Origin of the sequence: Streptomyces sp. NPDC052040 (assembly GCF_044548405.1) — a bacterium.
In the GTDB taxonomy this organism is placed as follows: Bacteria; Actinomycetota; Actinomycetes; order Streptomycetales; family Streptomycetaceae; genus Streptomyces.
The window spans coordinates 70,600-92,942 of sequence record NZ_JBIUBV010000019.1 but is presented as its reverse complement, the minus strand read 5'-3'; the positions used below and the strand labels follow the sequence as shown (position 1 = coordinate 92,942).

Genomic DNA, 22,343 nt, shown 5'->3' with positions numbered 1-22,343 from the left:
AAGGATCCGCATTCCCGTGACGACACTCACCGTTCCTCCGGCCGACCGGGACGCCCTCGCCCTGACGGCGGAGGCACCGCCACGACGCACCCGTGCCCTGGCCCTGCCCGAGGCCCGCTGGGCCGCCACGGCCACGGTGTTGTTCCTGGTGGCGCTCGTGTTGCAGCTGGCGGGCGCCCCGGCGTGGGCTTGGGGCCCGCTGTACGCGCTGACCTACGCGTCCGGCGGCTGGGAGCCCGGCTGGGCGGGCCTGCGGGCGCTGCGGGACAGGACCCTGGACGTCGACCTGCTGATGGTCGTCGCGGCGCTCGGGGCGGCGGCGATCGGACAGGTCATGGACGGCGCCCTGCTGATCGTCATCTTCGCGACCTCGGGTGCGCTGGAGGCTCTGGCAACGGCCCGTACGGCCGACTCGGTGCGCGGCCTGCTCGACCTGTCCCCGGCCACGGCCACCCGGCTGTCCGACGGCGACGGCGAGGAGAGGGTCGCCGTCGAGGACCTGGCCGTCGGCGACACGGTCCTCGTGCGTCCCGGGGAGCGCGTGGGCGCCGACGGCCGTGTGGTGGGCGGCGCCGGCGAGGTCGACCAGGCGGCCATCACCGGTGAGCCGCTGCCGGTGGCCAAGGAGGAGGGCGACGAGGTCTTTGCCGGCACCCTCAACGGCACCGGCGCCCTGCGGGTGCGCGTCGAGCGGGACGCATCGGACTCGGTGATCGCCCGGATCGTGCGCATGGTCGAGGAGGCGTCCGAGACCAAGGCACCCACCCAGTTGTTCATCGAGAGGGTCGAGCAGCGCTACTCGCTGGGCATGGTGGCGGCGACCCTGGCCGTGTTCCTCGTGCCGCTCGCCCTCGGGGCGGACCTGACCGGGTCACTGCTGCGGGCGATGACCTTCATGATCGTCGCGTCGCCGTGCGCGGTCGTGCTGGCGACCATGCCGCCCCTGCTGTCGGCCATCGCGAACGCCGGACGGCACGGGGTCCTGGTCAAGTCGGCGGTGGTGATGGAGCGGCTGGGGCAGGTCGACGCGGTGGCGCTGGACAAGACCGGCACACTGACCGAGGGCACCCCGCGCGTGGCCGACCTGCGCCCGCTGGCCGGCTCCGGCGTGTCCGAGGGCGAGTTGCTGGCCTGGGCGGCGGCCGCGGAGCGCCCGAGCGAGCATCCGCTGGCGCGGGCCGTCCTGGACGCGGCGCACGACCGCGGGCTGGAACTGCCGGTGGCGGAGGACTTCGACTCCACCCCTGGCGTCGGCGTGAGAGCCACCGTCGACGGGCATGTGGTCGCGGTCGGCGCACCGGGCCGCCTGCTGGACGGGGCCACGAGCGGGGCCTCCGCGCGGGCTGCGGTCGTCGCCGCCGCGCTGGAGGCGGAGGGCCGGACGGCCGTGCTGGTCGTGGTCGACGGCGCACCGGTGGGTGTCCTCGGCGTCGCCGACCGGCTGCGGCCGGACGCGGCTCGCACCGTCGGCGCGCTGACCTCCCTGACCGGCACGGCACCTGTGCTGCTGACCGGCGACAATCCGCGAGCCGCCGGCCGTCTCGCCGCCGAGGTCGGTATCGGGGACGTCCGGGCGGCCCTGCTGCCCCAGCACAAGGTGGCCGCGGTCAGGGAGTTCGAGAAGATGGGCCGCAGGGTGATGGTGGTGGGCGACGGCGTGAACGACGCCCCGGCCCTGGCTGCCGCGCACACCGGTGTCGCCATGGGCCGGGCGGGCTCCGACCTGGCGCTGGAGACCGCCGACGCGGTCGTCGTCCGCGACGAACTCACCACGGTGCCCGCCGTGATCTCCCTGTCCCGCCGGGCCCGCGGACTGGTCGTCCAGAATCTCGTCATCGCGAGTGTCTTCATCGCCGCGCTGGTCGTCTGGGATCTCGCCGGACACCTGCCACTGCCCCTCGGTGTGGCGGGTCACGAGGGCTCCACCGTCATCGTCGGCCTCAACGGACTGCGGCTGCTGCGCGAGGCGGCCTGGAAGCGGGCCGCCGAGTGAGCCACCGCAAGGCACCGCGAGGCACCGGGGCGCCCCGGTGCACGGTCATCGTGGGCAGGGGGTGCGGCACACCCGAGGTCCCGGGCATCGACCACGCCGCCCGGCTCGCCGCGCTCAAGACCGGACTGGGCACGGTGGCGCAGGTCCGCGCGGTCGGCTGCCTCGACGCCTGCGAGCACGCCAACGTCGTCGTACAGCCGTCCCCGGCCGGACGGACCGCGGGAGCCCGGCCACTGTGGCTCGGGCTGGTCAACGGCCCCGACGCGACGGCCGGCATCGTGGCCCGGGCCCGGGCGGCAGGCCCGGGCATCTCCGAGCGGCCCGGAACTCGTCGGCCGCTACGCGTTCCCACCGTCCGGGCGCGTACGGCGCGCCGTCGAGGACTGAGCACCGCCCCAGGGCGTCAGCGAGGGGCGTGCAGGCTGTCGGCCAGCACATGGTGGCTGTGCCGCCAGCCCCGCTCCGCCTGCTCGGCGCCCCTCAGGTGCGGGTGGCCGGGGTCGAGGCCGGTGTGCTCGTGCTCGACACCCGCCGCCTCCCTCGACGGCCACATCCGCACCGCCAGCACCCCGGACACCAGCGTGATCACGCCCAGCGCGACCACGGCCGACTGAAGGCCCGCGACCGACCCCAGCCAGCCCGCCAGCGGATAGGTCAGCAGCCAGCAGCTGTGGGAGAGGGAGAACTGGGCGGCGAAGGCGGACGTGCGCTCCTCGGGCGGAGCGGAGCGCCGGATCAGCCGTCCGGTCGGGGTCAGCACCATCGAGCAGGCAGCGCCGAAGGCGGCCCAGGTCAGCAGCAGCACGGGCCAGCGCCAGCCTCCGCCGCCCGCCGCCGTGAGCGCGCCGAGTCCCGCGAAGACGACGGTCAGGAACAGCGCGCCGCGCAGCATCACCGTGCGGTCGGACACCCGGTCAAGGACGCGGGGCAGCAGCAGCGCGACGACCATCGAACCAGCGCCGTAGGCGCCGAGCGCCAGGGAGACGTCGGCCGCGCTGCGGCCCAGGTGGTCGCGGACGTACCCGACGCTGTTGACGGTGACCATCGCGCTCGCCGCCGCCACCGCCAGGTTGAGCAGGAGCAGGGCACGCAACTGCGGGGCCGCGAAGAAGAGGCGGCTGCCGGCGGTGGCCCTGGCATACACGCCCCCTGCGGGCGGCTCCGTCGGCGCGGCGGGCTTCGGCAGCACCACGGAGACCACGAGAGCCGCCGATGCCAGGAACCCGGCCACCGTGCCGAGGAAGAGCCAGTTGTATGTGATCACCGAGAGCAGGACTGCGGCCAGTGCCGGGCTGAACAGGCTCTCCAGGTCGTAGGCGAGGCGGGAGAGGGACAGGGCCTGCGTGTAGTCGCGCTCGGCGGGCAGCGCGTCGGGGATGACCGCCTGGAAGGTCGGGGTGAACGCGGCCGATGCCGCCTGCAGCAGGAAGATCAGTACGTACACCTGCCACACCTGGTCCACGAACGGCAGCATCAGCGCCACCGCCGCACGGGTCAGGTCCGCGCCCACCATGAGCGTCCGGCGCGGCAGCCTGTGGGCGACCGCGCCGATCGCCGGAGCGATCGCCACATACGCCACCATCTTGATCGCCAGCGCGGTACCGAGCACGGAGCCGGCGTCGGCACCCGCGATGTCGTACGCCAGCAGCCCGAGTGCCACCGTCGCCAGACCCGTGCCGACGAGCGCGATGACCTGGGCGGTGAACAGGTGGCGGTAGGTGCGGTTGCGCAGCACCGAGAACATGCGGCGATCCCTGGGCCGAAGTCGGGCGAGTCGTCCACCCCCACTCTACCTATAGGTGCGCATCTGCGCACATGTTTGTTTCCAGCCGTGGCCGGACGACCCGGCCGTGCGCTCCGGCCTCTACCCTGTGTGCATGCCGGCTCGCGAACCCTCGCCAACTGCGCCTGGCGCGCATCTGCGCCCCCCGGACAGCACGCGTCTCGCCGAGGCGACCGAGGTTTTCGCGCTACTGTCCGACCCGACCCGGCTCCATCTGCTGTGGCTGCTCGCGCAAGGAGAGTCCGATGTCGGCTCGCTGGCAGAGCAGTGCGCCGCCTCACGGACCGCGACCAGCCAGCACCTGGCGAAGCTGCGGCTTGCCGGACTCGTGGAGACGCGCCGCGAGGGACGGCACGTGTACTACAGGCTCAGCGACGGGCATCTGCGGCGCCTGGTCGTGGAGGCGCTCAGCCACGCCGACCACCGCGTGAGCGGCACGGCACCGCACGACTGAGTCCCCCTGCCTCCCGCCCGCACCCGCGGCCGGGCACGCGCCCGGCCCGAACGCCACGGCCCCCCGCCGGCCCGCGCGAGAGCGGGTCGGCGGGGGGCCGATTCTGTGCCTACCCGTCCGCGCGGGTCACCGCCGGGCGGCCGACCTGCGGCGGACGGCGAAGACCACCGCGACGACGGCGAGTGCCGCGGCACCGATGCCGGCCCAGGCGCCCGTCGGCACCCCGCCGTCGTCGTCCTTCTTCGCCTCTGCGGCAGGAGAGGACGACGGCTCCGCGCCCTGCCCGGCCGGTGACGCGGACGCGGGCGCGAACGCCGAAGCGCCGGGTGAACCAGTGGCCCGGGCGCCGGGCACGGCAGCACCGAGTTCGAGGACCGGCGCGGGGTTCTCGGCGCCCTCGTCCAGCGCGATCCAGCGGTCCACCCGGCCGTCGCTGTGGGACTGGAGCGTCTTGAACGCCAGTTCCCTCACGTCGGGAAGCCGCTTCACGAGGACCGAATACCTCGCGTTCTCACCGGTCTTCAACGCCGGTCCGCCGATGGTGCAGCCGTCGGCGCCGGCGGTGAACTTCCAGCCCTTTGGGCCGTCCTGGTAGGTCACATCGGCGGGGTCGATGCCCTTGGGCAGGACGACACGGATTCTGAGTGATCCCGGCGGTCGTGAACTCCGACTCGGCTTCGCAGGCCACTTCGGCATTCGCCGCGAGAACCTGCGCCTTCTCGGACTCGACCTCGACGTGGGCGGCGGCCGGTACCGCGGCGAGCAGGAGGGTGCCGGCGGTGGCGGCGGTGGCGAAGGCCAGACGCCGGGCCGTGCGGGGGGCTTCAGGGCATGGAACATACGTGTGTCTCCAGGCATGAGGGAGCGCGGGGTCGCACCAAGCGCCGTCCCCGCGGGGTCAGAAGGCGAAGGCGAGGCCCGCCCGGGGAGGCCCCTCCGCACGATCACATCCGCGAGCACCGCCCCCTGGGGCGGCGGCCTGTCCAGCCATGACGCAGCAGGCAGTGGCGCGGGGAACCGGACCCGTGATCGGCGGCTGTCCAACAGGGCAAGCGCCCTGGAGATCGGTACCCGCACGGCCGCGACCACCGCGGTCAGCCCGCGCGCGAGCGACCAGCACACGGTGTCCCCACGATGCAGCAGCACACCGACCAGGAGCGCGGCCACGGCGTGCGCCACCGTCAGCGCCGACGAGGCGTGCAACCGTTCGTGCCAGACTTCATGGGCGCCGACCGCGTGGTGCATGTGCGCGGGCCCGGACCTCACCGACTCCGGCCTGCCGTCGGAGTGGTCGGCCATGAACCAGGAGTGCAGCCACGCCTGGGCAAGACCGCATGTCGCCACCACCACGCCCAGCGACCGACGCCTCCGTGCGCCGACGAGACCCACCATGAGGAGCGCGGCCATCGCCGCCGCGCCCTGCCGCCACGGAACCGGTCCCCCGGCGACCAGATGACGGGCGCTCACGCCGAGCACCGTCCCGACGGTCGCGAACACGGCTGCCCGCAGGAGGGGCAGCGGCGCCTGGTGCGTCGTCGTTCGCGGCTCGGTCATGGTCTGTCCATCATCGGGGAACACGCCATGCGCCGCGGCAGCGCACAGCGGTCGATGCGCCGGAGGATGCCGGTGAGAACCGGCACCGCCGCTGCGTGTCCGGAGTGTCAGTGGCCACTGACAAGATCAGGAGATGACTGACAGGACCGCTTCGATCGCCGCCTACTGGGATGCCGCCGCGGCGGCCTTCGACGACGAGCCGGGCCACGGGCTGCGAGCCGACCGCACACGGGCCGCCTGGGCCCGGCTCCTGCACACCTGGCTGCCGACCGGCCCGGACGACGTCCTCGACATCGGCTGTGGCACCGGATCGCTGTCCCTGCTCCTGGCCGAGGCCGGACACCGGGTCACCGGGGTCGACCTGGCGCCGCGGATGGTCGAGCAGGCGCGCACGAAGTTTCAGGGCGCAGCGCTCCCGGGCCTCTTCCTGGTCGGTGACGCCATGGTGCCCCCGACCGGGGAACAGCGGTTCGGCGCCGTGGTGTCGCGACATCTGGTGTGGACGCTGCCTGAACCGGAGGCCGCGCTGCACGCGTGGGTGGCACGGTTGCGGCCCGGTGGGCGGCTGGTGCTGGTCGAGGGGCGGTGGCGCGAGTCGGGCCTGCGTGATGTGCCGTATGTGGCCGGTGCCGAGTCCCTGCCGTGGAACGGCGGAATCAGCGCGCAGGACCTGGCCGCTGCCGTACGTCCGCTGGTCGCCGACGTGCGTATCGAACCGCTGGGCAGTGACCCGGACTTGTGGGGCGCCCCGGTGGACGATGAGCGGTATGCCCTGATCGCTGACGTGTGAGCGCGGAGGAGGTGCCACCGAGAGCGACCGGCGTACGCGCCCTGCCGCCTGATGGGGCTCCGAGAAGACGCGTAGCCGATCCCCGCTCCCGCCCGGCAGCTGCTGAACCGTCCGCCCGGGCCGCAGTCGGTCCGCAGGACGCAGCCGCTCACGCAAGTGCCCGAAAACGAGACAGCGCCCGAGCCGACCGAAGCCGACCCGGGCGCCGCGTAGCAGGTCAGAGGGGGGGCAATCCCCTTCCCCGCACCGGTAGGCCCTGTGGGACTCGAACCCACAACCAATGGATTAAAAGTCCACTGCTCTGCCAATTGAGCTAAGGGCCCAGGTGTTGTTGCCTCCCCGAGCATAGCCGGACGCGGGCGTCTCGTAGATCGGGTATCGGGGAGCCGGGCCGTAAGTGGGCCGTGCGGGTGGCCGGGAGGGCTACGGATCGACCGGTTCCGGGGCCCCGGCGCGGGCGGCCTCGCGGGCCAGGGTGCGTTCGTGCTGGGGGTTGAGGAACCAGTGCCGGGCCGAGGCCAGCCACCACAGGGCGGCGAAGCCGAGGACGACCAGGACGGCGACCGGGGCGTAGTTGAAGGTCTCCCGGGTGACCGGGGAGACCTGCGGGAGCATGAAGAGGACCGTGATGACCGCGACCCACGCCACGGACACCCAGCCGATCGTCCGCGACCAGCGGCCCAGGTGCCAGGGCCCGCGTTCGAAGGAGTCGCCCCGGCGCACCCGCAGCAGGATGGGGAGGGCGTAGGCGATGTAGAGGCCGATCACCGCGATCGAGGTGACCGCCGCGTACGCCGTGACATTGATCAGATACGGCAGGCCGAGGGCCAGCGCGCCGGCCACCGCCAGCCACACCGCGGCCGCCGGGGTGCGGGTGCGCGCGCCGACGGTGTGCCACACCCGCGAGAAGGGCAGTGCCCCGTCGCGCGAAAAGGCGTAGATCATGCGGCTGTTGGCGGTCACCGAGGCCATCCCGCAGAACAGCTGCGCACCGATCACCACGAGCAGCAGCAGTTTGCCGGTGGTGGCGCCGAGGGCGTCCAGCAGGATCTGGGCGGGCGGCGCGCCGGTCGGGGACGCCAGTTCCTTGTCGTAGGACTGGATGGCGAAGGTGAAGCCCAGCAGCAGGACGAAACCGGCCGCCCAGGACGTCCAGATGGAGCGCACGATGCCGCGGGGACCGGCCGTGGACGCGTTGTGCGTCTCCTCGGTCATATGGGCGGAGGCGTCGTAGCCGGTGAAGGTGTACTGGGCCATCAGCAGGCCCAGCAGGACGACATAGGCGCCGCTGCCCCAGCCCGTGTTGTTCACGAAGTGCGTGAAGACGAAGGACGCCGACTGATGGTGGTCCGGTACGAGGGCCAGGGCGCCGACGATCACCGCGACGCCCAGCACGTGCCACCACACGCTGACGCTGTTGAGCAGGGCGACGATACGGACGCCGAAGGTGTTCAGCAGGCCGTGCAGCAGGAGGATCGCCGCGAAGAGCAGGACCGTGCGGCCGGGCGTGACCTCGAAGTCGAACTGGAGATTGAGATAGGCGCCCAGGAAGGACGCGGCGCCGAAGTCGACGCCCGCCGTCACCGCCACCTGGCCCAGCACGTTGAACCAGCCCGTGAACCAGGCCCAGGCCGCCGCCGAGCGCCGTGGCGCCAGCCGGTGGGCCCAGAAGTACAGGCCCGCGGACGTCGGGTACGCCGAGCAGATCTCGGCCATCGACAGGCCGACGAACAGCGTCATCAGCCCTACGGCGACCCAGCCCCAGATCATCACGGCGGGGCCGCCGGTGTTCATCCCGAAGAGATAGAGCGTCAGACAGCCGGAGAGGACGGAGATGATCGTGAAGGAGACCGCGTAGTTGGAGAACGCCGACATCCGGCGCGCGAGTACCTGTGTGTAGCCGAGCTGGGCCAGCCGTTCTTCGTCGGACGGGCCGTTCGGTCGTACGTCCTTTGTCATGTCCCAGCGTTTCCCAGGGGCACCGCACGGCATGCGTCACAGGGGTGACAGGGACAGACAGGGGTGGACGGGAGTGGGCAGGGGGGCGTCGTGGCACGGGGGTCGCCTGCGTCATCTGCGGAGGCGGGCGGGGACGCGGAAAACGCCGCGCCCCCGGCCCGGGATCCGGGGCGGGGGCGCGGCGCTCAGTGCTGCTGTGGCCGGGTGTCAGCCGTTGCGCTTCCAGCGCGGCTTGTCCTCGCGGCGGCCGAAGCCGCCGCCCGTGCCGCGGTGGTCGTCACGACGGCCGTACGGGCGGTCGGGCGAACCGGAGCGGAAGCCCGGGCGGTCGCCCTGGCGGTCACGGTTGAAGGGACGGTCGCTGCCGCGGTGTCCACCGCGCTCGTCGCGACGCTCGAACGGACGGCGCTCGTTGTCCCGGCGGAAGCCGCCGCGGTCGTCACGACGCTCGAACGAACGGCCGCCGCGGTCACCGCGGTCGTCACGGCGCTCACCACGGTCACCGCGCTCGTCGCGGCGGTCGCGGTCGAAGGGGCGACGGTCACGGTCGCCGTCCCGGCGGAAGCCGCCACGGTCGTCACGACGCTCGAACGAACGGCCGCCACGGTCACCGTCACGGCGGTCACGGTCGAAGCCGCGGTCGCGGTTGAAGCCGCCGCGGTCACCACGGTCACCGCGGTCGTCGCGGCGGTCACGGTCGAAGGGGCGACGGTCACGGTCGCCGTCCCGGCGGAAGCCACCACGGTCGTCACGACGCTCGAACGAACGGCCGCCACGGTCGTCACGGCGGTCGAAGCCGCGGTCGCGGTCGCGGTTGAAGCCGCCACGGTCGTCGCGGCGCTCCCGGCGCTCGTACGAGGACGAGCCCGCCGGACGCTCCGGGCGCTCGCTCTGCTCGGCGTCCTGGGCGGCCGGCTGCTCCGGCAGCTGCACCTCGGTGGCGCCCGCGGGCGCCTCGGCAACGGCGTCCTGTCGCTCCGCGGCTGCGGCCACGGCGGCCTCCGGGTCCTCGCCGCGCTCCCGGGCGGACCGGGCGACCAGCCGGTCGGCCTCGTCGCGCAGCTCGGCGGCGCGCCGCGTGACCCGCTCCAACTGCTTGGTCAGGTGGGCGACTTCGCGCTCGGCCTGCTCAGCTGCGTTCCCGGCGGCCTCGGCCTGGACCTCGGTCATGGAACGGGCGCCGGTGATCTCGGCGACCTCCGGGTCGAACGCGGCCCCGCCCTGGATGATGTGGCGCGAGGCGTCGACGCCCGCGTCCTCCATCAGCCGGAAGATCTGGCGCCGCTGGTGCGGCAGGGAGAGCGAGACCACCGTGCCCGTACGGCCCGCACGGGCCGTACGGCCGGCGCGGTGCAGATAGTCCTTGTGGTCGCCGGCCGGGTCCACGTTCAGCACCAGGTCGATGCCGTCGACGTGGATACCTCGGGCCGCGACGTCAGTCGCGACGAGCACATTGACGTAGCCGTCCTTGAAGTCGGCCAGCGTGCGGGTACGCGCGCCCTGGGTCATGCCGCCGTGCAGCGCGTCCGCCTTCGCCCCGGCGTCGCGCAGCTGCTCGGCCACGCGGTCGGCGCCGAGCTGGGTGCGCACGAAGATGATGGTGCGGCCCTTGCGGGAGGCGATGGCCGCGGTGACCGGGGCCTTGTCCTTGGGCTTCACGATCAGGATGTGGTGCGACATGGTCGTCACGGCACCCTGGGCGGCGTCGACCTCGTGGCTGACCGGGTTGTTGAGGTACCGGTCGACGAGGGTCTGGATCTCGTTCTCCATGGTCGCGGAGAACAGCATGCGCTGGCCGTCGGACGGCACCTGGTCGAGCAGCTCGGTGACCTCGGGCAGGAAGCCCAGGTCGGACATCTGGTCGGCCTCGTCGAGGACGGCGATCCGCACGTCCTCCAGGGAGCAGGCGCCGCGGTTGATGATGTCCCGCAGACGGCCGGGGGTGGCGACCAGGATGTCCACGCCGCGCTCCAGGGCGTAGATCTGGTTGCCCATGGAGGTGCCGCCGCAGACGACCTTCATCTTCAGGCCGAGGACGTCGCCGTAGGGCTGGAGCGCGTCGGCCACCTGCATGGCCAGCTCGCGCGTCGGGGTCAGGATGACCGCCCGCGGCTTCTTCTTCTCGGTGCGGCCGCCGGCCAGCGTGGCGAGGGCGGGAAGTCCGAAGGACAGGGTCTTGCCGGAGCCGGTGCGGCCACGGCCGAGGATGTCCTTGCCCTCCAGGGCGTCCGGGATGGTCGCGGCCTGGATCGGGAAGGGGGTGGTCACACCGTTCTGCGCGAGCTTGCGGACGATGCCCTCGGGCAGACCGAGATCCGCGAAGGTGATCTCGGGAGCGGCGTCCTCGGCCGCTGCGGTCTCGACCGCTTCGACCGCTTCGGCCGCTTCGACGGCCTCGACGTCTGCGGCGCTGCCGTGGGTGTCGGTGGTGTCGGCGTCCTCGGGCAGGACGATGTGCTCAGTACTGGCAATGGACATGCGAAATGCGAACCTTCCGGAGTTCACGGCACGCGCCCAAACATCCGTGAAGTCGCAATCGACCGCCTCAATGCGGTCCGGCCACGGCTAGGGAGAGTACGCGCCACACGGCGCGTCTTATAGGCGCCGGGCAAATGGGATCAAACGATCTACCACCATACGCACCCGCCCCCGCCAAGTGCAAACCGAATCCCTGGCGCTTCGGGTGAGCCTCACCACACACCCTCTGCACGGCGGTTCCCGCTAGGCCACCGGTTTCCCGGCCTCGGGGGCCGGTTCCCGCAGCACCAGCTGGGCGGACTGCTCATGCGCCGAGGAGGAGGGCTCGGCGACCGTCGGTGTCGGGGACGGCGGATCGGGCTGGCCGGTCGGCGTCGGCTCGTCGGTGGGGGTGGGCGTGGGCTCCCCGGCGGGTGGCGGCGGGGGCGGCAGCGCACCGCCGCCCCCGCCGCCGCCCGCCGACTGACCGCCGCTCGGCCGCGGATCCTTGGCCCCGGCGCTGCGTCCGGACGCCGACGCGGAGGGCGAGCCGGAGGCGTCCTTCCCGGACTTGTCCGACGCCGACGCGCCGCCCTTGGCCGCCGCCCCGCCCGGATCCCCGTCGCGGCCCGTGCCCCACCCGGGAACCCCGTCCCGGGCGGCCGCGCCGTGCCGCCCCGCCGGATGCGACGGCGAGGGACTGCCCGCGTCGTCGCCCACGCTCATACAGCCGGCGGCCGCGGTGACGGCGAGCGCCGTGGCGGCCAGTCGGACGGATACGTAACAGGCACGCACGGGCAGCCACCTCCGGGGCGGAAGAAAAGTCCCCCTGCCCAACTCCCGTCACCCGCAAGAGGACACGCCCACAACGCGGAGAGCGTCACACGTCACAGCGAATCGCACACGAACAGGGGTGCGTTCCGGTCGCATACCGGACCGCATCCGGGCATACCCGCGAATGCCCGCAGCTGTGGCCGCGGCTGTCCGCGCTCAGCCGTACCCCAGCGCGTGCAGCCGCGCGTCATCGATCCCGAAGTGGTGCGCGATCTCGTGCACCACCGTCACCTCGGTCTCCGCGACCACGTCCTCCCGGGTCTCGCAGATCCGCAGGGTCGGCCCGCGGTAGATGGTGATCCGGTCCGGCAGCACGCCCGCGTACCACTCCCCGCGGTCGGTCAGCGGGGTGCCCTCGTACAGCCCGAGCAGACCGGGTTCACCGGCGGGCGGCTCGTCCTCGACGAACACCGCGACGTTGTCCATCAGCCGCGTCAGCTCCGGCGGGATCCGGTCGAGCGCCTCGGCGACCAGTTCCTCGAACTCCTCGCGCGTCATCTCCAGCACAGGGCCATTGTCCGGTACGGCACCCCCGGAGGTGAGGCTCGGGGCGCGCCGCATATCGGCCCGGTGAGACGGGCATACGCCACCAATGGTCCGCGCCTCCCTCGTCCGCCGCGTCCCTGCCGCCGCCCGGAACCGCATACGAGCCGCCCGGAACCGCACACGTTCCGCCGGAAAGCGCATACGCGCCGTCGCGAAGCGCATACGAAAGGCACCCGGCACCCCGGTCCGCCGCCGTCGGCGCCCGCCCCGTCCCCGCCCCGCCGCCGTGCTCGCCTCCCCGCCGCGCCCATGGCTCCGGGCACTCGGCATGGCCGCGGTCGTCCTCCTCGGCAGCTGGCTCGGCCTGCTGGTCGTGGGCAGTGTGCGGGTACCGGTCGGGCCGGTGAACACCACCATGGCCCTGCGTCCCTCCCTCACCGGCGGCACAAGGATCAATGTGTCCCCGCTCGGCGCGCTGCGGCTGGACAGCCATGAGGCCCCCGTCCGCCTCGACGTCGACGTCGACCAGCTCGACCCGGTGCGCGCCCAGGCTCTCGTCGACCATCCGGAGCGGATCTCCGGGCTTCAGCAGGAGATCGTCCGCGACGTCGAACACGGCGCGGCCGCCCTGGCCGTCCGCTCCTGCCTGGCGGTGGCCGTCGGCGCCACCGGACTGGGCCTGGCCGTCTACCGGCGCCCCCGCCGGGCCCTGGCCGCCGGGGGACTGGCGCTCGGGCTGCTCACCGCCTCGGGGGCGACGGCGTACGCCAGCTGGAATCCCCAGTCGGTCCTCGAACCGAAGTTCTCCGGCCTGCTCTCCTCGGCCCCGTCCCTGGTCGGCAACGCCCGCAGCATCGTCACCGAATTCGATGTCTACCAGAAGGAATTGGCCCGCCTGGTGACGAACGTGACCAAGCTGTACGACGTCACCTCCACGCTCCCGGCCTACGAACCCGACCCGACGACCATCCGCGTCCTGCATGTCTCCGACATCCATCTCAACCCGAGCAGCTGGAAGATCATCGCGTCCCTGGTGCGGCAGTACGACGTCCAGGTGATCGTCGACTCGGGCGACACCATGGACCACGGCTCGACGGCGGAGAACGGCTTCCTGGACCCGATCGCGGACCTCGGCGCCCCGTACATCTGGGTCCGGGGCAACCATGACTCGGCCGCCACCCAGCGGTATCTGGAGCACCTGAAGAACGTGCACGTCCTGGACGACGGCCGGGCGATCTCGGTCGCGGGCCTGCGTTTCGCGGGCATCGGGGACCCGCAGTTCACCCCCGACCGCTCCGTGGCACCGGGCGGGGACCGCGCCGAGGAACTGGCGGGGGCGCGGCTGGCCTCCGCGCTGCACGACCAGAAGGCCGCCGGGACGCCCGTGGACATCGCGATCGCCCATGAGCCGACGGCCGCCCGCCAGACGGACGGTGAGGTACCGCTGGTCCTGGCCGGGCATCTGCACCACGAGGGGATGGAGATCATGCGCTACGGCACCCGGCTGCGCATCGAGGGCTCCACCGGCGGCAGCGGGCTGCGTGCGGTCGAGCACCGGTACCCGGCCCCCGTGGAGGCCTCGATCCTCTATCTGGACCGGGACACCCGCCGCCTCCAGGCCTGGGACGAGATCAGGCTCGGCGGCCTCGGCCAGACCACGGCGGAGGTCAGCCGCCATCTGGCCAAGGAGAACCACCCGGGCGCGTCGCCAACCCCGTCCACACCTTCACCCCCAGCCCCCACGTCTCCGCCCGCAGACCCCACGCCCCGGTAGCTTCACCGCCCCGTCCGCCCGCCACAGCGGCCGGGCGCCGCCCCGGGCCGCGTCGGCAACGCGCCCGGCCGCTCCGGAGGGGCTTTCGGCCTTCCTCCGGCAGCCCGGACGGGCCGGGCGCGCCCCTCACCCCGAGCGCCCCTCTCAATCGTTTTGGCGAACCCTCACTCGATCCCATATGCTTCTCACGTCCCCGACGCGCTGAGAAGCGCGCAGGCGGGCCGATAGCCCTCATCGTCTAGCGGCCTAGGACGCCGCCCTTTCAAGGCGGTAGCACGGGTTCGAATCCCGTTGGGGGCACGCAACGCCGTGTGCGACACTGTCGTACGCAAGCTTGGTCCTGTGGAGCAGTTTGGAGTGCTCGCCACCCTGTCAAGGTGGAGGCCGCGGGTTCAAATCCCGTCAGGACCGCTGGGGTTTCACGTGAAACCCCGTGGCTGGGTAGCTCAGTTGGTACGAGCGTCCGCCTGAAAAGCGGAAGGTCGCCGGTTCGACCCCGGCCCCAGCCACCACCGCCCCGCAAGGGCAGACAGCCTCTCCTGGATCTTCCGGAGGGGCTGTCTTCGTATGTGCGCCCCCGCCCCGGGGCACCGCTTGGCATGTTCGCGCTTGGGCGCTACGTTCTGGCGGTCGACGCAGCCATGTGGAGGGGGAGTTCATGGGCGGGAGCGGGCCGAAGGCCATGGGGGAAGTCGAGCTGGAGAAGGACCGGGCTCGCTACGGCCTGCTCGCGGTGATCGTCAGCACTCTCGCGATCGCCGGTGTCGCGATCTTCGGGGTGTGGCGCCTGAACGGCGACAGATCGGTGATCGTCGGGGTCCTGACCGCGGCCTTCACCGCCGTCAGCAGCATGACCACCGCGTATCTCGGCATCAAGGCCGTCTCCAACACCGCCCGGTCGATGAACCAGGACCGGATCGGCCGCGCCCAGAGCACCCACGAGCCGTCAGCCGCACCGACCGACCCGGCAGCCCCAGCCGTACCGAGCGGTCCGGCCGCACCGGCCGTCCCCGCACCGACAGCCCCGACCTCCACCGCACCGGGCCCCACCGCCCCGGCCTCCCCGCCCCCGGCCGGCTGACCCACGCCCGCAAACCGGGGCCGGGGCCCCGCGCCCCGCCGCCCCCGGCGAATCGCCGACGGCAAATCGTTAGCCATGAATTTCGCCGAGGTGAGATCCTGGACGGCGTATGTCTACGCATCCTGCCCCCGCCCTCGGCGCCCTCGCCCCCCGCCTGGCCCAGCTCTCCCTGCGCGACGCGCAGCGTCTCGGGCGCAGGCTCGAAGGCGCGCGCAAGATCCGCAAGCCCGAGGCCCGGGCCGCCGTACTCACCGAGATCGAGGCGGAGGTGGCCAAGGCCGAGGACCGGATGGCCGGACGCGCCGCCCGGGTCCCCGCCGTCACCTACCCCGAGCAGCTGCCGGTCAGCCAGAAGAAGGACGAGATCGCGGCCGCCATACGCGACCACCAGGTGGTGATCGTGGCGGGCGAGACCGGGTCCGGCAAGACCACCCAGATCCCCAAGATCTGTCTGGAACTCGGCCGCGGGGTGCGCGGCATGATCGGCCACACCCAGCCCCGCCGTATCGCCGCCCGGACGGTCGCCGAGCGGGTGGCCGAGGAGCTGGACACACCGCTCGGCGAGGCGGTCGGCTGGAAGGTCCGCTTCACCGACCAGGTGAGCCCGGACGCGACCTTCGTCAAGCTGATGACGGACGGCATCCTGCTCGCCGAGATCCAGACGGACCGCGAGCTGCGCGCCTACGACACCATCATCATCGACGAGGCCCATGAGCGGTCCCTCAACATCGACTTCCTGCTCGGCTATCTCGCCCAGCTCCTCCCCCGCCGCCCCGACCTCAAGGTCGTCATCACCTCGGCGACCATCGACCCCGAGCGCTTCTCCCGGCACTTCGGTGACGCGCCGATCGTCGAGGTCAGCGGCCGCACCTATCCGGTGGAGGTGCGCTACCGCCCCCTCCTCGAAGCGGACTCCGAGGACGCCGACCGCGACCAGATCACCGCGATCACGGACGCCGTCGAGGAGCTGATGGCCGAGGGGCGGGGCGACATCCTGGTCTTCCTCTCGGGCGAGCGCGAGATCCGCGACACCGCGGACGCGCTGACCAGAAAGCAGTACAGATCCACCGAGGTCCTGCCGCTGTACGCCCGGCTCTCCCACGCCGAGCAGCACCGTGTCTTCCAGCCCCACACGGGCCGCAGGATCGTTCTGGCGACGAACGTCGCCGAGACCTCCCTCACCGTCCCGGGCATCAAGTACGTCATCGACCCCGGCTTCGCCCGTATCTCCCGCTACAGCCACCGCACCAAGGTCCAGCGCCTGCCCATCGAGCCGGTCTCCCAGGCCAGCGCCAACCAGCGCAAGGGCCGCTGCGGACGTACCTCGGACGGCATCTGCATCCGCCTCTACGGCGAGGACGACTTCGAGGCCCGGCCCGAGTTCACCGACGCCGAGATCCTCCGTACGAACCTGGCCTCCGTCATCCTCCAGATGACCGCGGCCGGTCTCGGCGACATCGAGAAGTTCCCCTTCATCGACCCGCCGGATCACCGCAACATCCGCGACGGTGTCCAGCTCCTCCAGGAACTGGGCGCGCTGGACCCCGAGCAGAAGGATCCGCGCAAGCGCCTCACCGACACCGGCCGCAAGCTGGCGCAGCTGCCGGTGGACCCGAGGCTCGCCCGCATGGTCCTGGAGGCCGACAAGAACGGCTGCGCCCGCGAGGTCATGGTCATCGCCGCCGCGCTGTCCATCCAGGACCCGCGCGAGCGCCCCGCCGACAAGCAGGCCCAGGCCGACCAGCAGCACGCCCGCTTCAAGGAGGAGACGAGCGACTTCCTCGCCTACCTCGGCCTCTGGCGCTATCTGCGCGAGCAGCAGAAGGAGCGCGGCTCCTCGTCCTTCCGCCGGATGTGCAAGCAGGAGTATCTGAACTTCCTGCGCATCCGCGAGTGGCAGGACATCTACACCCAGCTGCGCACGGTCGCCAAGCAGATGGGCATCCACCTCAACGAGCAGGACGCCCCGGCCGACCACGTCCACATCTCGCTGCTGGCCGGTCTGCTCTCGCACATCGGGCTGAAGGACGTGAAGGAGTCCAAGGACTCCGCTCCGGGCAGCCGCCGGGACGGCGGACGCAACGAGTACATCGGCGCCCGCAACGCCAAGTTCGCGATCTTCCCCGGCTCCTCCCTGTTCAAGAAGCCGCCGCGCTTCGTGATGTCCGCCGAACTGGTGGAGACCTCCCGGCTGTGGGCCAGGGTCAACGCGAAGATCGAGCCGGAGTGGGTCGAGCCGCTCGCGGGACATCTGCTGAAGCGGACGTACAGCGAACCGCACTGGGAGAAGGACCAGGCGGCCGTGATGGCGTACGAGAAGGTCACGCTGTACGGCGTCCCGCTCGTCGACCGGCGGAAGGTGAACTACGGGCGCATCGATCCGGAGGCCAGCCGGGAGCTGTTCATCCGCAACGCCCTGGTCGAGGGCGACTGGCGCACCCACCACAAGTTCTTCGCCGACAACCGCAGGCTGCTCACCGAGGTCGAGGAGCTGGAGCACCGGGCGCGGCGCCGGGACATCCTGGTCGACGACGAGACACTCTTCGACTTCTACGACCAGCGGGTGCCCGGGCATGTGGTGTCCGGCGCCCACTTCGACTCCTGGTGGAAGCACAAGCGGCACGAGGAGCCGGAGTTCCTCGACTTCGCGCGCGAGATGCTCATCAACGAGCGGGCGGGCGCGGTCACCAAGGACGACTATCCCGACTCCTGGCGGCAGGGCCGGCTGAAGTTCAAGGTCACCTATCAGTTCGAGCCGGGCGCGGACGCGGACGGTGTGACCGTCCATGTCCCGTTGCAGGTCCTCAACCAGGTCACCGACGAGGGCTTCGACTGGCAGATCCCGGGCCTGCGGGAGGAGCTGGTCACCGAGCTGATCCGCTCGCTGCCCAAGCCCGTCCGGCGCCACTACGTCCCGGCGCCGAACTATGCGAAGGCGTTCCTGGAGAAGGCCCCGGCGCCCGGAGAGACCGGCTCCCCGGAGCCGCTGACCACGGCCATGGTGCGCGAGCTGCGGCGGATGGTCGGGGTGCCGTTCGAGGCCGAGGACTTCGACTGGTCCAAGGTGCCCGACCACCTGAAGATCACCTTCCGGATCGTGGACGAGCGGCGCCGCAAGCTGGCCGAGGACAAGGACCTGGAGCTCCTGAAGCTCCGGCTGAAGCCGAAGGCCCGCCAGGCCCTCTCGCAGGCCGCGGCGGCCACGGCCGAGCGGCAGGGCGGGGAGTCCCTGGAGCGCACCGGCCTCGCGGACTGGACGATCGGCAGCCTCACCCGGGTCTTCGAGACCCGGCGGGCCGGGCAGCCCGTGAAGGCGTATCCGGCGCTGGTCGACGACGGCGACACCGTCTCCGTGCGCCTCTTCGACACCGAGGAGGAGCAGGCGCAGGCGATGTGGCGGGGCACCCGGCGGCTGATCCTGCGCAACATCCCGGTCAACCCGGCGAAGTTCGCCTCCGAGAAGCTGACGAACCAGCAGAAGCTCGGTCTGTCGGCCAACCCGCACGGCTCGATCCAGGCGCTGTTCGACGACTGCGCGACGGCCGCGGCGGACAAGCTCATAGGGGACTTCGGCGGCCCGGCCTGGGACGAGGAGTCGTACCGGAAGCTCTACGACAAGGTGCGGGCGGAGATCGTCGACACCACGGTCCGCACGGTCGGCCAGGTGCAGCAGGTGCTGGCGGCCTGGGGGGCCTGCGAGCGCCGTCTGAAGGCGGTACGGAGCCCGGCGCTGCTGCCGAACCTGGCGGATGTACGGGCGCAGCTGGACGCCCTGGTGAAGCCCGGCTTCGTCACCGCGGCGGGGATCCGGCGGCTGCCCGATCTGATGCGCTATCTGGTGGCCGCGGACCGCAGGCTCCAGCAGATGCCGACCAACGTCCAGCGGGACACCACCCGGATGGCGAAGGTCCATGAGATGCGGGACGAGTACGCCTGGCTGCTGGAGCAGCTGCCGCCGGGACGGCCCGTTCCCCAGCAGGTCCTGGACATCCGCTGGATGATCGAGGAGCTGCGGGTGAGCTACTTCGCCCATGCGCTGGGCACCGCCTACCCGGTGTCGGACAAGCGGATCGTGAAGGCGATCGACGCCGCCGCGCCGTAACGGCCCCCTCACGGTGGGTGAGTTCGACCCGGGGCTCACCCTCCTGTACAGTCTCATCTCGCAGCGCACCGCACGCAGACCCGGAGATCCGGTTCGGCCGGGCGGATCGCAGCGAAACCTGGTCCTGTGGAGCAGTTTGGAGTGCTCGCCACCCTGTCAAGGTGGAGGCCGCGGGTTCAAATCCCGTCAGGACCGCAGCAGAAGAAGCCCCGTATCCGTGCCGGATGCGGGGCTTCTTCGTGTGTACGTGTACGTGTACGTGTACGTGTACGTGTACGTGTACGTGTACGTGTCCGGGTCGGCGTACGCGGACCCGGCACCGCCCCTGCCCTCGTTCCCGGACAGGAAGGGGCGGGAAGCGCGCCTCGGTGCCCGCAGGCCGCCCGGCCGGTCCGGGGGGCGTTCGGGCCGACGGGCGGCCGCCCGGGGCGACTTGGACGTGCCGGGGCGTCTTGACGGCGGCACGTTCCACCGGTACCCCGGAGTCAGGGCTCCGCCCCCCGCGGGCCCCGGGGAGGTGGCGTATGGCGACTTCGGTTCGGCACGAGACCCGCGCCCTGCTCCGGGCCCATCTGTCCGCCGCTTCCGGGTACCGGCATCTGACCCGGCGCTGCGCCGTCTGCCACCAGCTCCTGCAACTGGCCATGGAGCCCGCGCAGCGCGGCGAGGAGGACCCCTGGACGGTGTCCGAGGACGAGCGCCCCTCGACGGCGTGAGCGTCCGCCGACCGGACCGGGGAGGTTGGCCGGGCATCCGCCGGGGCACCCCTGCCCATGACGGCCCGCCCCAACACCCGCCACACACAGGCCTGTTCCTTTAACAAAGGGACCATGAGCACAACAAGACCCGGGTCCTGTGACGGGTGTCACTGCATAAAGTATGGAAACCGAGGGTCTTACGCCTCTCCTACAACGGGTCAATTTAATATGTGCAATTGCACTGTCACCCGGGGTCCCGCACGGCAGATCCGACAGCGCTCCCCAGACTCGGACAAGGCCGCGCACCCACCGGCCCCCGAACCGTACCCAGGGCACAAAAAAGATCGCGCCGGACTCGGCGGAGTCCAGCGCGATCGACGACGCACCCGTGTCGTACCTCTGCTGAGCTTGGGCGAGAGTCCTGTTGGGGCAGGACCCGCGTCGCTTGGAGCTGTGGTGCGGACGTCACGACAGGTTGGGGGGCCTGTCGGTATGTCCGGCTATGCAGTTGTTCAGGCCTCGCTGCGCTGCTGCGGGATACCCGCGAGCAGGGCGCGGACCTCAGCCTCGCGGTAGCGGCGGTGCCCGCCGAGCGTACGGATCGACGTGAGCTTGCCGGCCTTCGCCCACCGCGTGACCGTCTTGGGGTCGACGCGGAACATCGTGGCGACCTCAGCCGGGGTCAGCAGCGGCTCGGCATCAGGGGTGCGAGCGGTCATGAGCGGCCTCCTCGGGAGAACCGAACCTTCTCGGTTCTTTCCTCTAAATTCTGCACCTTGACCCGCGTTGCCCGAAATGGCGGACGCGAGTCGAGTCGGTTATAGGACGAACGGCTTGTCCTCGGCACTACAACTACACCATCTGTCCAGCCGCGTCGGCCAAACCGATGGAATTGCCCTCCCAGGTGTTCATCAGCGACGGAAGCCGATGGACCATGCCATAGCGGACAGTCACGCCACTGTGACGATCAGTCACAGTGGCGATCAGGAGGCACCAGACCCCCCAAGGGGTGCAATGCTGAGATTTCGCCCAAAAGCGGTTCCATGCGGACAGATGAAACCTCCCCCGGGCTCCTTGTCCTATTTTGGCACGAGGAGGGCCGTAAGGCGCAAGGTCCTTGTAAGTGCCGTCCGTCACGCTTGACGGCTTTGACCCCCATGTGAGACATAAGTCCCACCGAGGCGACCTGCGTACGTCAACCATGGGCCAAGGGTTGCAACTTCACCATGTCTCGCAGGTCACAATTTGCGCACTGGATCCCGAAGGGCTCCCGCGCAGGACCCGCCGGACCCCGCCGGTCCCCCCGCCCCTGACCTCAGTTCGCCGAACGGCGGTCCCGCACCGCCCGCCAGCGCTCCACCAGCCGCTCGTACGCCTCCCCGGCCGCGTCCCCGTCCCCGTGCCGCAGGGCCTCGATGCCCTCGGCGACATCCGCGGCCGAGTGGTCCCCGTCCAGCACCGCGGGTGGCAGCACATGGACCAGACCGCCGTAGTCCAGCTCGACCAGCGACCGCGGATGGAACTCCTCCAGCCAGCGCCCCACCTCCATCAGGCCGTCGATCAGCGGGCCCTCGTCGAGGGCGTCCCGCAGGGTGCGCAGCGCCCGGGCGGTGCGCCGCCGCGCCTGCACCATGGGGGTGCGGTAGCGCAGCATCGGGGGGATCCCGGCCGAGCCGTGGTCGTAGTGGCGCTCGGCGTCCGAGACCAGGACGAACCAGTTCAGCGGGACCTGCCAGGTCCCGGTGCGGATCCACGGGCGGGCGTCCGGATGGACGGCCAGCCAGCGTTCGTAGTCCTGGGCGGCCTGGCGGCGCACCACCGGCGGCAGGACCGCGTCCAGCACCACCGAGGGCAGCTCCTGCGTCAGCTCCCCCAGCGCCTGCCAGCCGCGCAGCCGGGTGCGCCAGGGACAGACGCACAGCGCCCCCTCGACCTCGGCGACAAAGGCGTCGCCGCTCTCGTGCACCGGCACCGCGACGGGCGGTGTGGGCACCAAGTCGGCCAGGGAGCGCCGCAGTTCGTCCTGGTACGAGGGACGGTCGGGGCGCCGGGCGTAACGCGCCCAGTGGCTGCGTTCCGGCTCGGGGAAGGCGGCCAGCGGCTCGTACACCCTCAAGTAGGACGCGTACGGGACGATCACCGAGGACACCTTGGGCACGCCTGCTCCCTCCCCATCGGGCCTGACGCGAAACCCCGCCGGGCACCGCCCGGGCGAGGTGGAAAACCATGGCAAATCGTCCCATGAACCGGCTCCCGTGTACTCCGCGGGAGGGTGATCCTGCGCACTGCGGGGCTGGCGGAGGCCCACAGGTTCTACGCTCATGCCCACGGGGCCCGCCACCCGCACGGGATCCCGTTCCCCAACCGCCGCTACACCA

15 protein-coding genes, 5 tRNA genes and 1 pseudogene are annotated in these 22,343 nt (G+C 71.6%); 12 read left to right on the top strand and 9 right to left on the bottom strand.

Going from position 1 to position 22,343, the window contains the following annotated elements; translation table 11 throughout:
• The first annotated feature begins 16 nt into the window (after positions 1–16).
• Positions 17–1,993: a heavy metal translocating P-type ATPase gene (locus ACIHAA_RS28230; protein ID WP_399821995.1), complete on the top strand. Its 1,977-nt coding sequence runs from the start codon at positions 17–19 to the stop codon at positions 1,991–1,993.
• Positions 1,972–2,380, top strand: a pseudogene (locus ACIHAA_RS28225) ((2Fe-2S) ferredoxin domain-containing protein). The gene ACIHAA_RS28230 and the pseudogene ACIHAA_RS28225 overlap by 22 nt, the downstream one beginning before the upstream one ends.
• A gap of 16 nt (positions 2,381–2,396) precedes the next feature.
• On the opposite strand, the gene ACIHAA_RS28220 reads toward ACIHAA_RS28225, so the two are convergent.
• Complete coding sequence (locus ACIHAA_RS28220) at positions 2,397–3,737, bottom strand: MFS transporter (RefSeq protein ID WP_399821993.1); 1,341 nt, start codon at positions 3,735–3,737, stop codon at positions 2,397–2,399.
• A gap of 133 nt (positions 3,738–3,870) precedes the next feature.
• On the opposite strand from ACIHAA_RS28220, the gene ACIHAA_RS28215 reads away from it, so the two are divergent.
• On the top strand, positions 3,871–4,230 hold the full coding sequence (locus ACIHAA_RS28215; RefSeq protein WP_399821991.1) for an ArsR/SmtB family transcription factor: 360 nt from the start codon (positions 3,871–3,873) through the stop codon (positions 4,228–4,230).
• 126 nt (positions 4,231–4,356) lie between these two features.
• Here ACIHAA_RS28215 and ACIHAA_RS28210 read toward each other — a convergent pair whose 3' ends face one another.
• Entirely contained in the window at positions 4,357–4,926 is a 570-nt protein-coding gene (locus ACIHAA_RS28210) for a DUF1775 domain-containing protein (RefSeq protein ID WP_399821989.1), read from the bottom strand.
• 991 nt (positions 4,927–5,917) lie between these two features.
• Here ACIHAA_RS28210 and ACIHAA_RS28205 point away from each other — a divergent pair.
• Positions 5,918–6,574: a class I SAM-dependent methyltransferase gene (locus tag ACIHAA_RS28205; RefSeq protein WP_399821986.1), complete on the top strand. Its 657-nt coding sequence runs from the start codon at positions 5,918–5,920 to the stop codon at positions 6,572–6,574.
• Positions 6,575–6,824: 250 nt separating this feature from the next.
• Here ACIHAA_RS28205 and ACIHAA_RS28200 read toward each other — a convergent pair.
• The 5 genes from ACIHAA_RS28200 to ACIHAA_RS28180 form a co-directional block, all read right to left on the bottom strand.
• Positions 6,825–6,897, bottom strand: a tRNA-Lys gene (locus tag ACIHAA_RS28200).
• A 100-nt stretch (positions 6,898–6,997) separates the two neighbouring features.
• Positions 6,998–8,533, bottom strand: coding sequence for an amino acid permease (locus ACIHAA_RS28195; RefSeq protein ID WP_399821984.1), 1,536 nt, complete (start codon positions 8,531–8,533; stop codon positions 6,998–7,000).
• 207 nt (positions 8,534–8,740) lie between these two features.
• Entirely contained in the window at positions 8,741–11,011 is a 2,271-nt protein-coding gene (locus ACIHAA_RS28190) for a DEAD/DEAH box helicase (RefSeq protein WP_399821981.1), read from the bottom strand.
• 243 nt (positions 11,012–11,254) lie between these two features.
• Positions 11,255–11,785 carry a hypothetical protein gene (locus ACIHAA_RS28185; protein ID WP_399821978.1) on the bottom strand — a complete coding sequence of 177 codons (531 nt, stop codon included), beginning with the start codon at positions 11,783–11,785 and terminating at the stop codon, positions 11,255–11,257.
• 195 nt (positions 11,786–11,980) lie between these two features.
• The gene (locus ACIHAA_RS28180) at positions 11,981–12,331 is read right to left on the bottom strand and encodes a metallopeptidase family protein (RefSeq protein WP_399821975.1); all 351 of its coding nucleotides are present in this window, start codon (positions 12,329–12,331) and stop codon (positions 11,981–11,983) included.
• An 85-nt stretch (positions 12,332–12,416) separates the two neighbouring features.
• On the opposite strand from ACIHAA_RS28180, the gene ACIHAA_RS28175 reads away from it, so the two are divergent.
• The 8 genes from ACIHAA_RS28175 to ACIHAA_RS28140 all read left to right on the top strand — a co-directional run bounded on the left by ACIHAA_RS28175 (position 12,417) and on the right by ACIHAA_RS28140 (position 19,983).
• A complete protein-coding gene (locus ACIHAA_RS28175) occupies positions 12,417–14,084 on the top strand; it encodes a metallophosphoesterase (protein ID WP_399821974.1) in 1,668 nt (555 codons plus the stop codon).
• A 227-nt stretch (positions 14,085–14,311) separates the two neighbouring features.
• Positions 14,312–14,384 (top strand) — tRNA-Glu (locus tag ACIHAA_RS28170).
• Between the two features lie 36 nt (positions 14,385–14,420).
• Positions 14,421–14,495: transfer RNA gene (locus ACIHAA_RS28165), tRNA-Asp, on the top strand.
• A gap of 24 nt (positions 14,496–14,519) precedes the next feature.
• Positions 14,520–14,596, top strand: a tRNA-Phe gene (locus tag ACIHAA_RS28160).
• A 170-nt stretch (positions 14,597–14,766) separates the two neighbouring features.
• Positions 14,767–15,165: a hypothetical protein gene (locus ACIHAA_RS28155; RefSeq protein ID WP_399821972.1), complete on the top strand. Its 399-nt coding sequence runs from the start codon at positions 14,767–14,769 to the stop codon at positions 15,163–15,165.
• 109 nt (positions 15,166–15,274) lie between these two features.
• On the top strand, positions 15,275–19,267 hold the full coding sequence (hrpA, locus tag ACIHAA_RS28150) for an ATP-dependent RNA helicase HrpA (protein WP_399821970.1): 3,993 nt from the start codon (positions 15,275–15,277) through the stop codon (positions 19,265–19,267).
• Between the two features lie 120 nt (positions 19,268–19,387).
• A tRNA-Asp gene (locus tag ACIHAA_RS28145) sits at positions 19,388–19,462 on the top strand.
• Between the two features lie 329 nt (positions 19,463–19,791).
• A complete protein-coding gene (locus tag ACIHAA_RS28140) occupies positions 19,792–19,983 on the top strand; it encodes a DUF6274 family protein (protein WP_399821968.1) in 192 nt (63 codons plus the stop codon).
• A 494-nt stretch (positions 19,984–20,477) separates the two neighbouring features.
• Here the strand turns inward: ACIHAA_RS28140 and bldC are convergent, their stop codons facing one another.
• Together bldC and ACIHAA_RS28130 are read right to left on the bottom strand one after the other, a co-directional pair.
• On the bottom strand, positions 20,478–20,684 hold the full coding sequence (bldC, locus tag ACIHAA_RS28135; RefSeq protein WP_003949541.1) for a developmental transcriptional regulator BldC: 207 nt from the start codon (positions 20,682–20,684) through the stop codon (positions 20,478–20,480).
• A gap of 596 nt (positions 20,685–21,280) precedes the next feature.
• Positions 21,281–22,123, bottom strand: coding sequence for a hypothetical protein (locus ACIHAA_RS28130; RefSeq protein WP_399821965.1), 843 nt, complete (start codon positions 22,121–22,123; stop codon positions 21,281–21,283).
• Positions 22,124–22,343 lie beyond the last annotated feature (220 nt).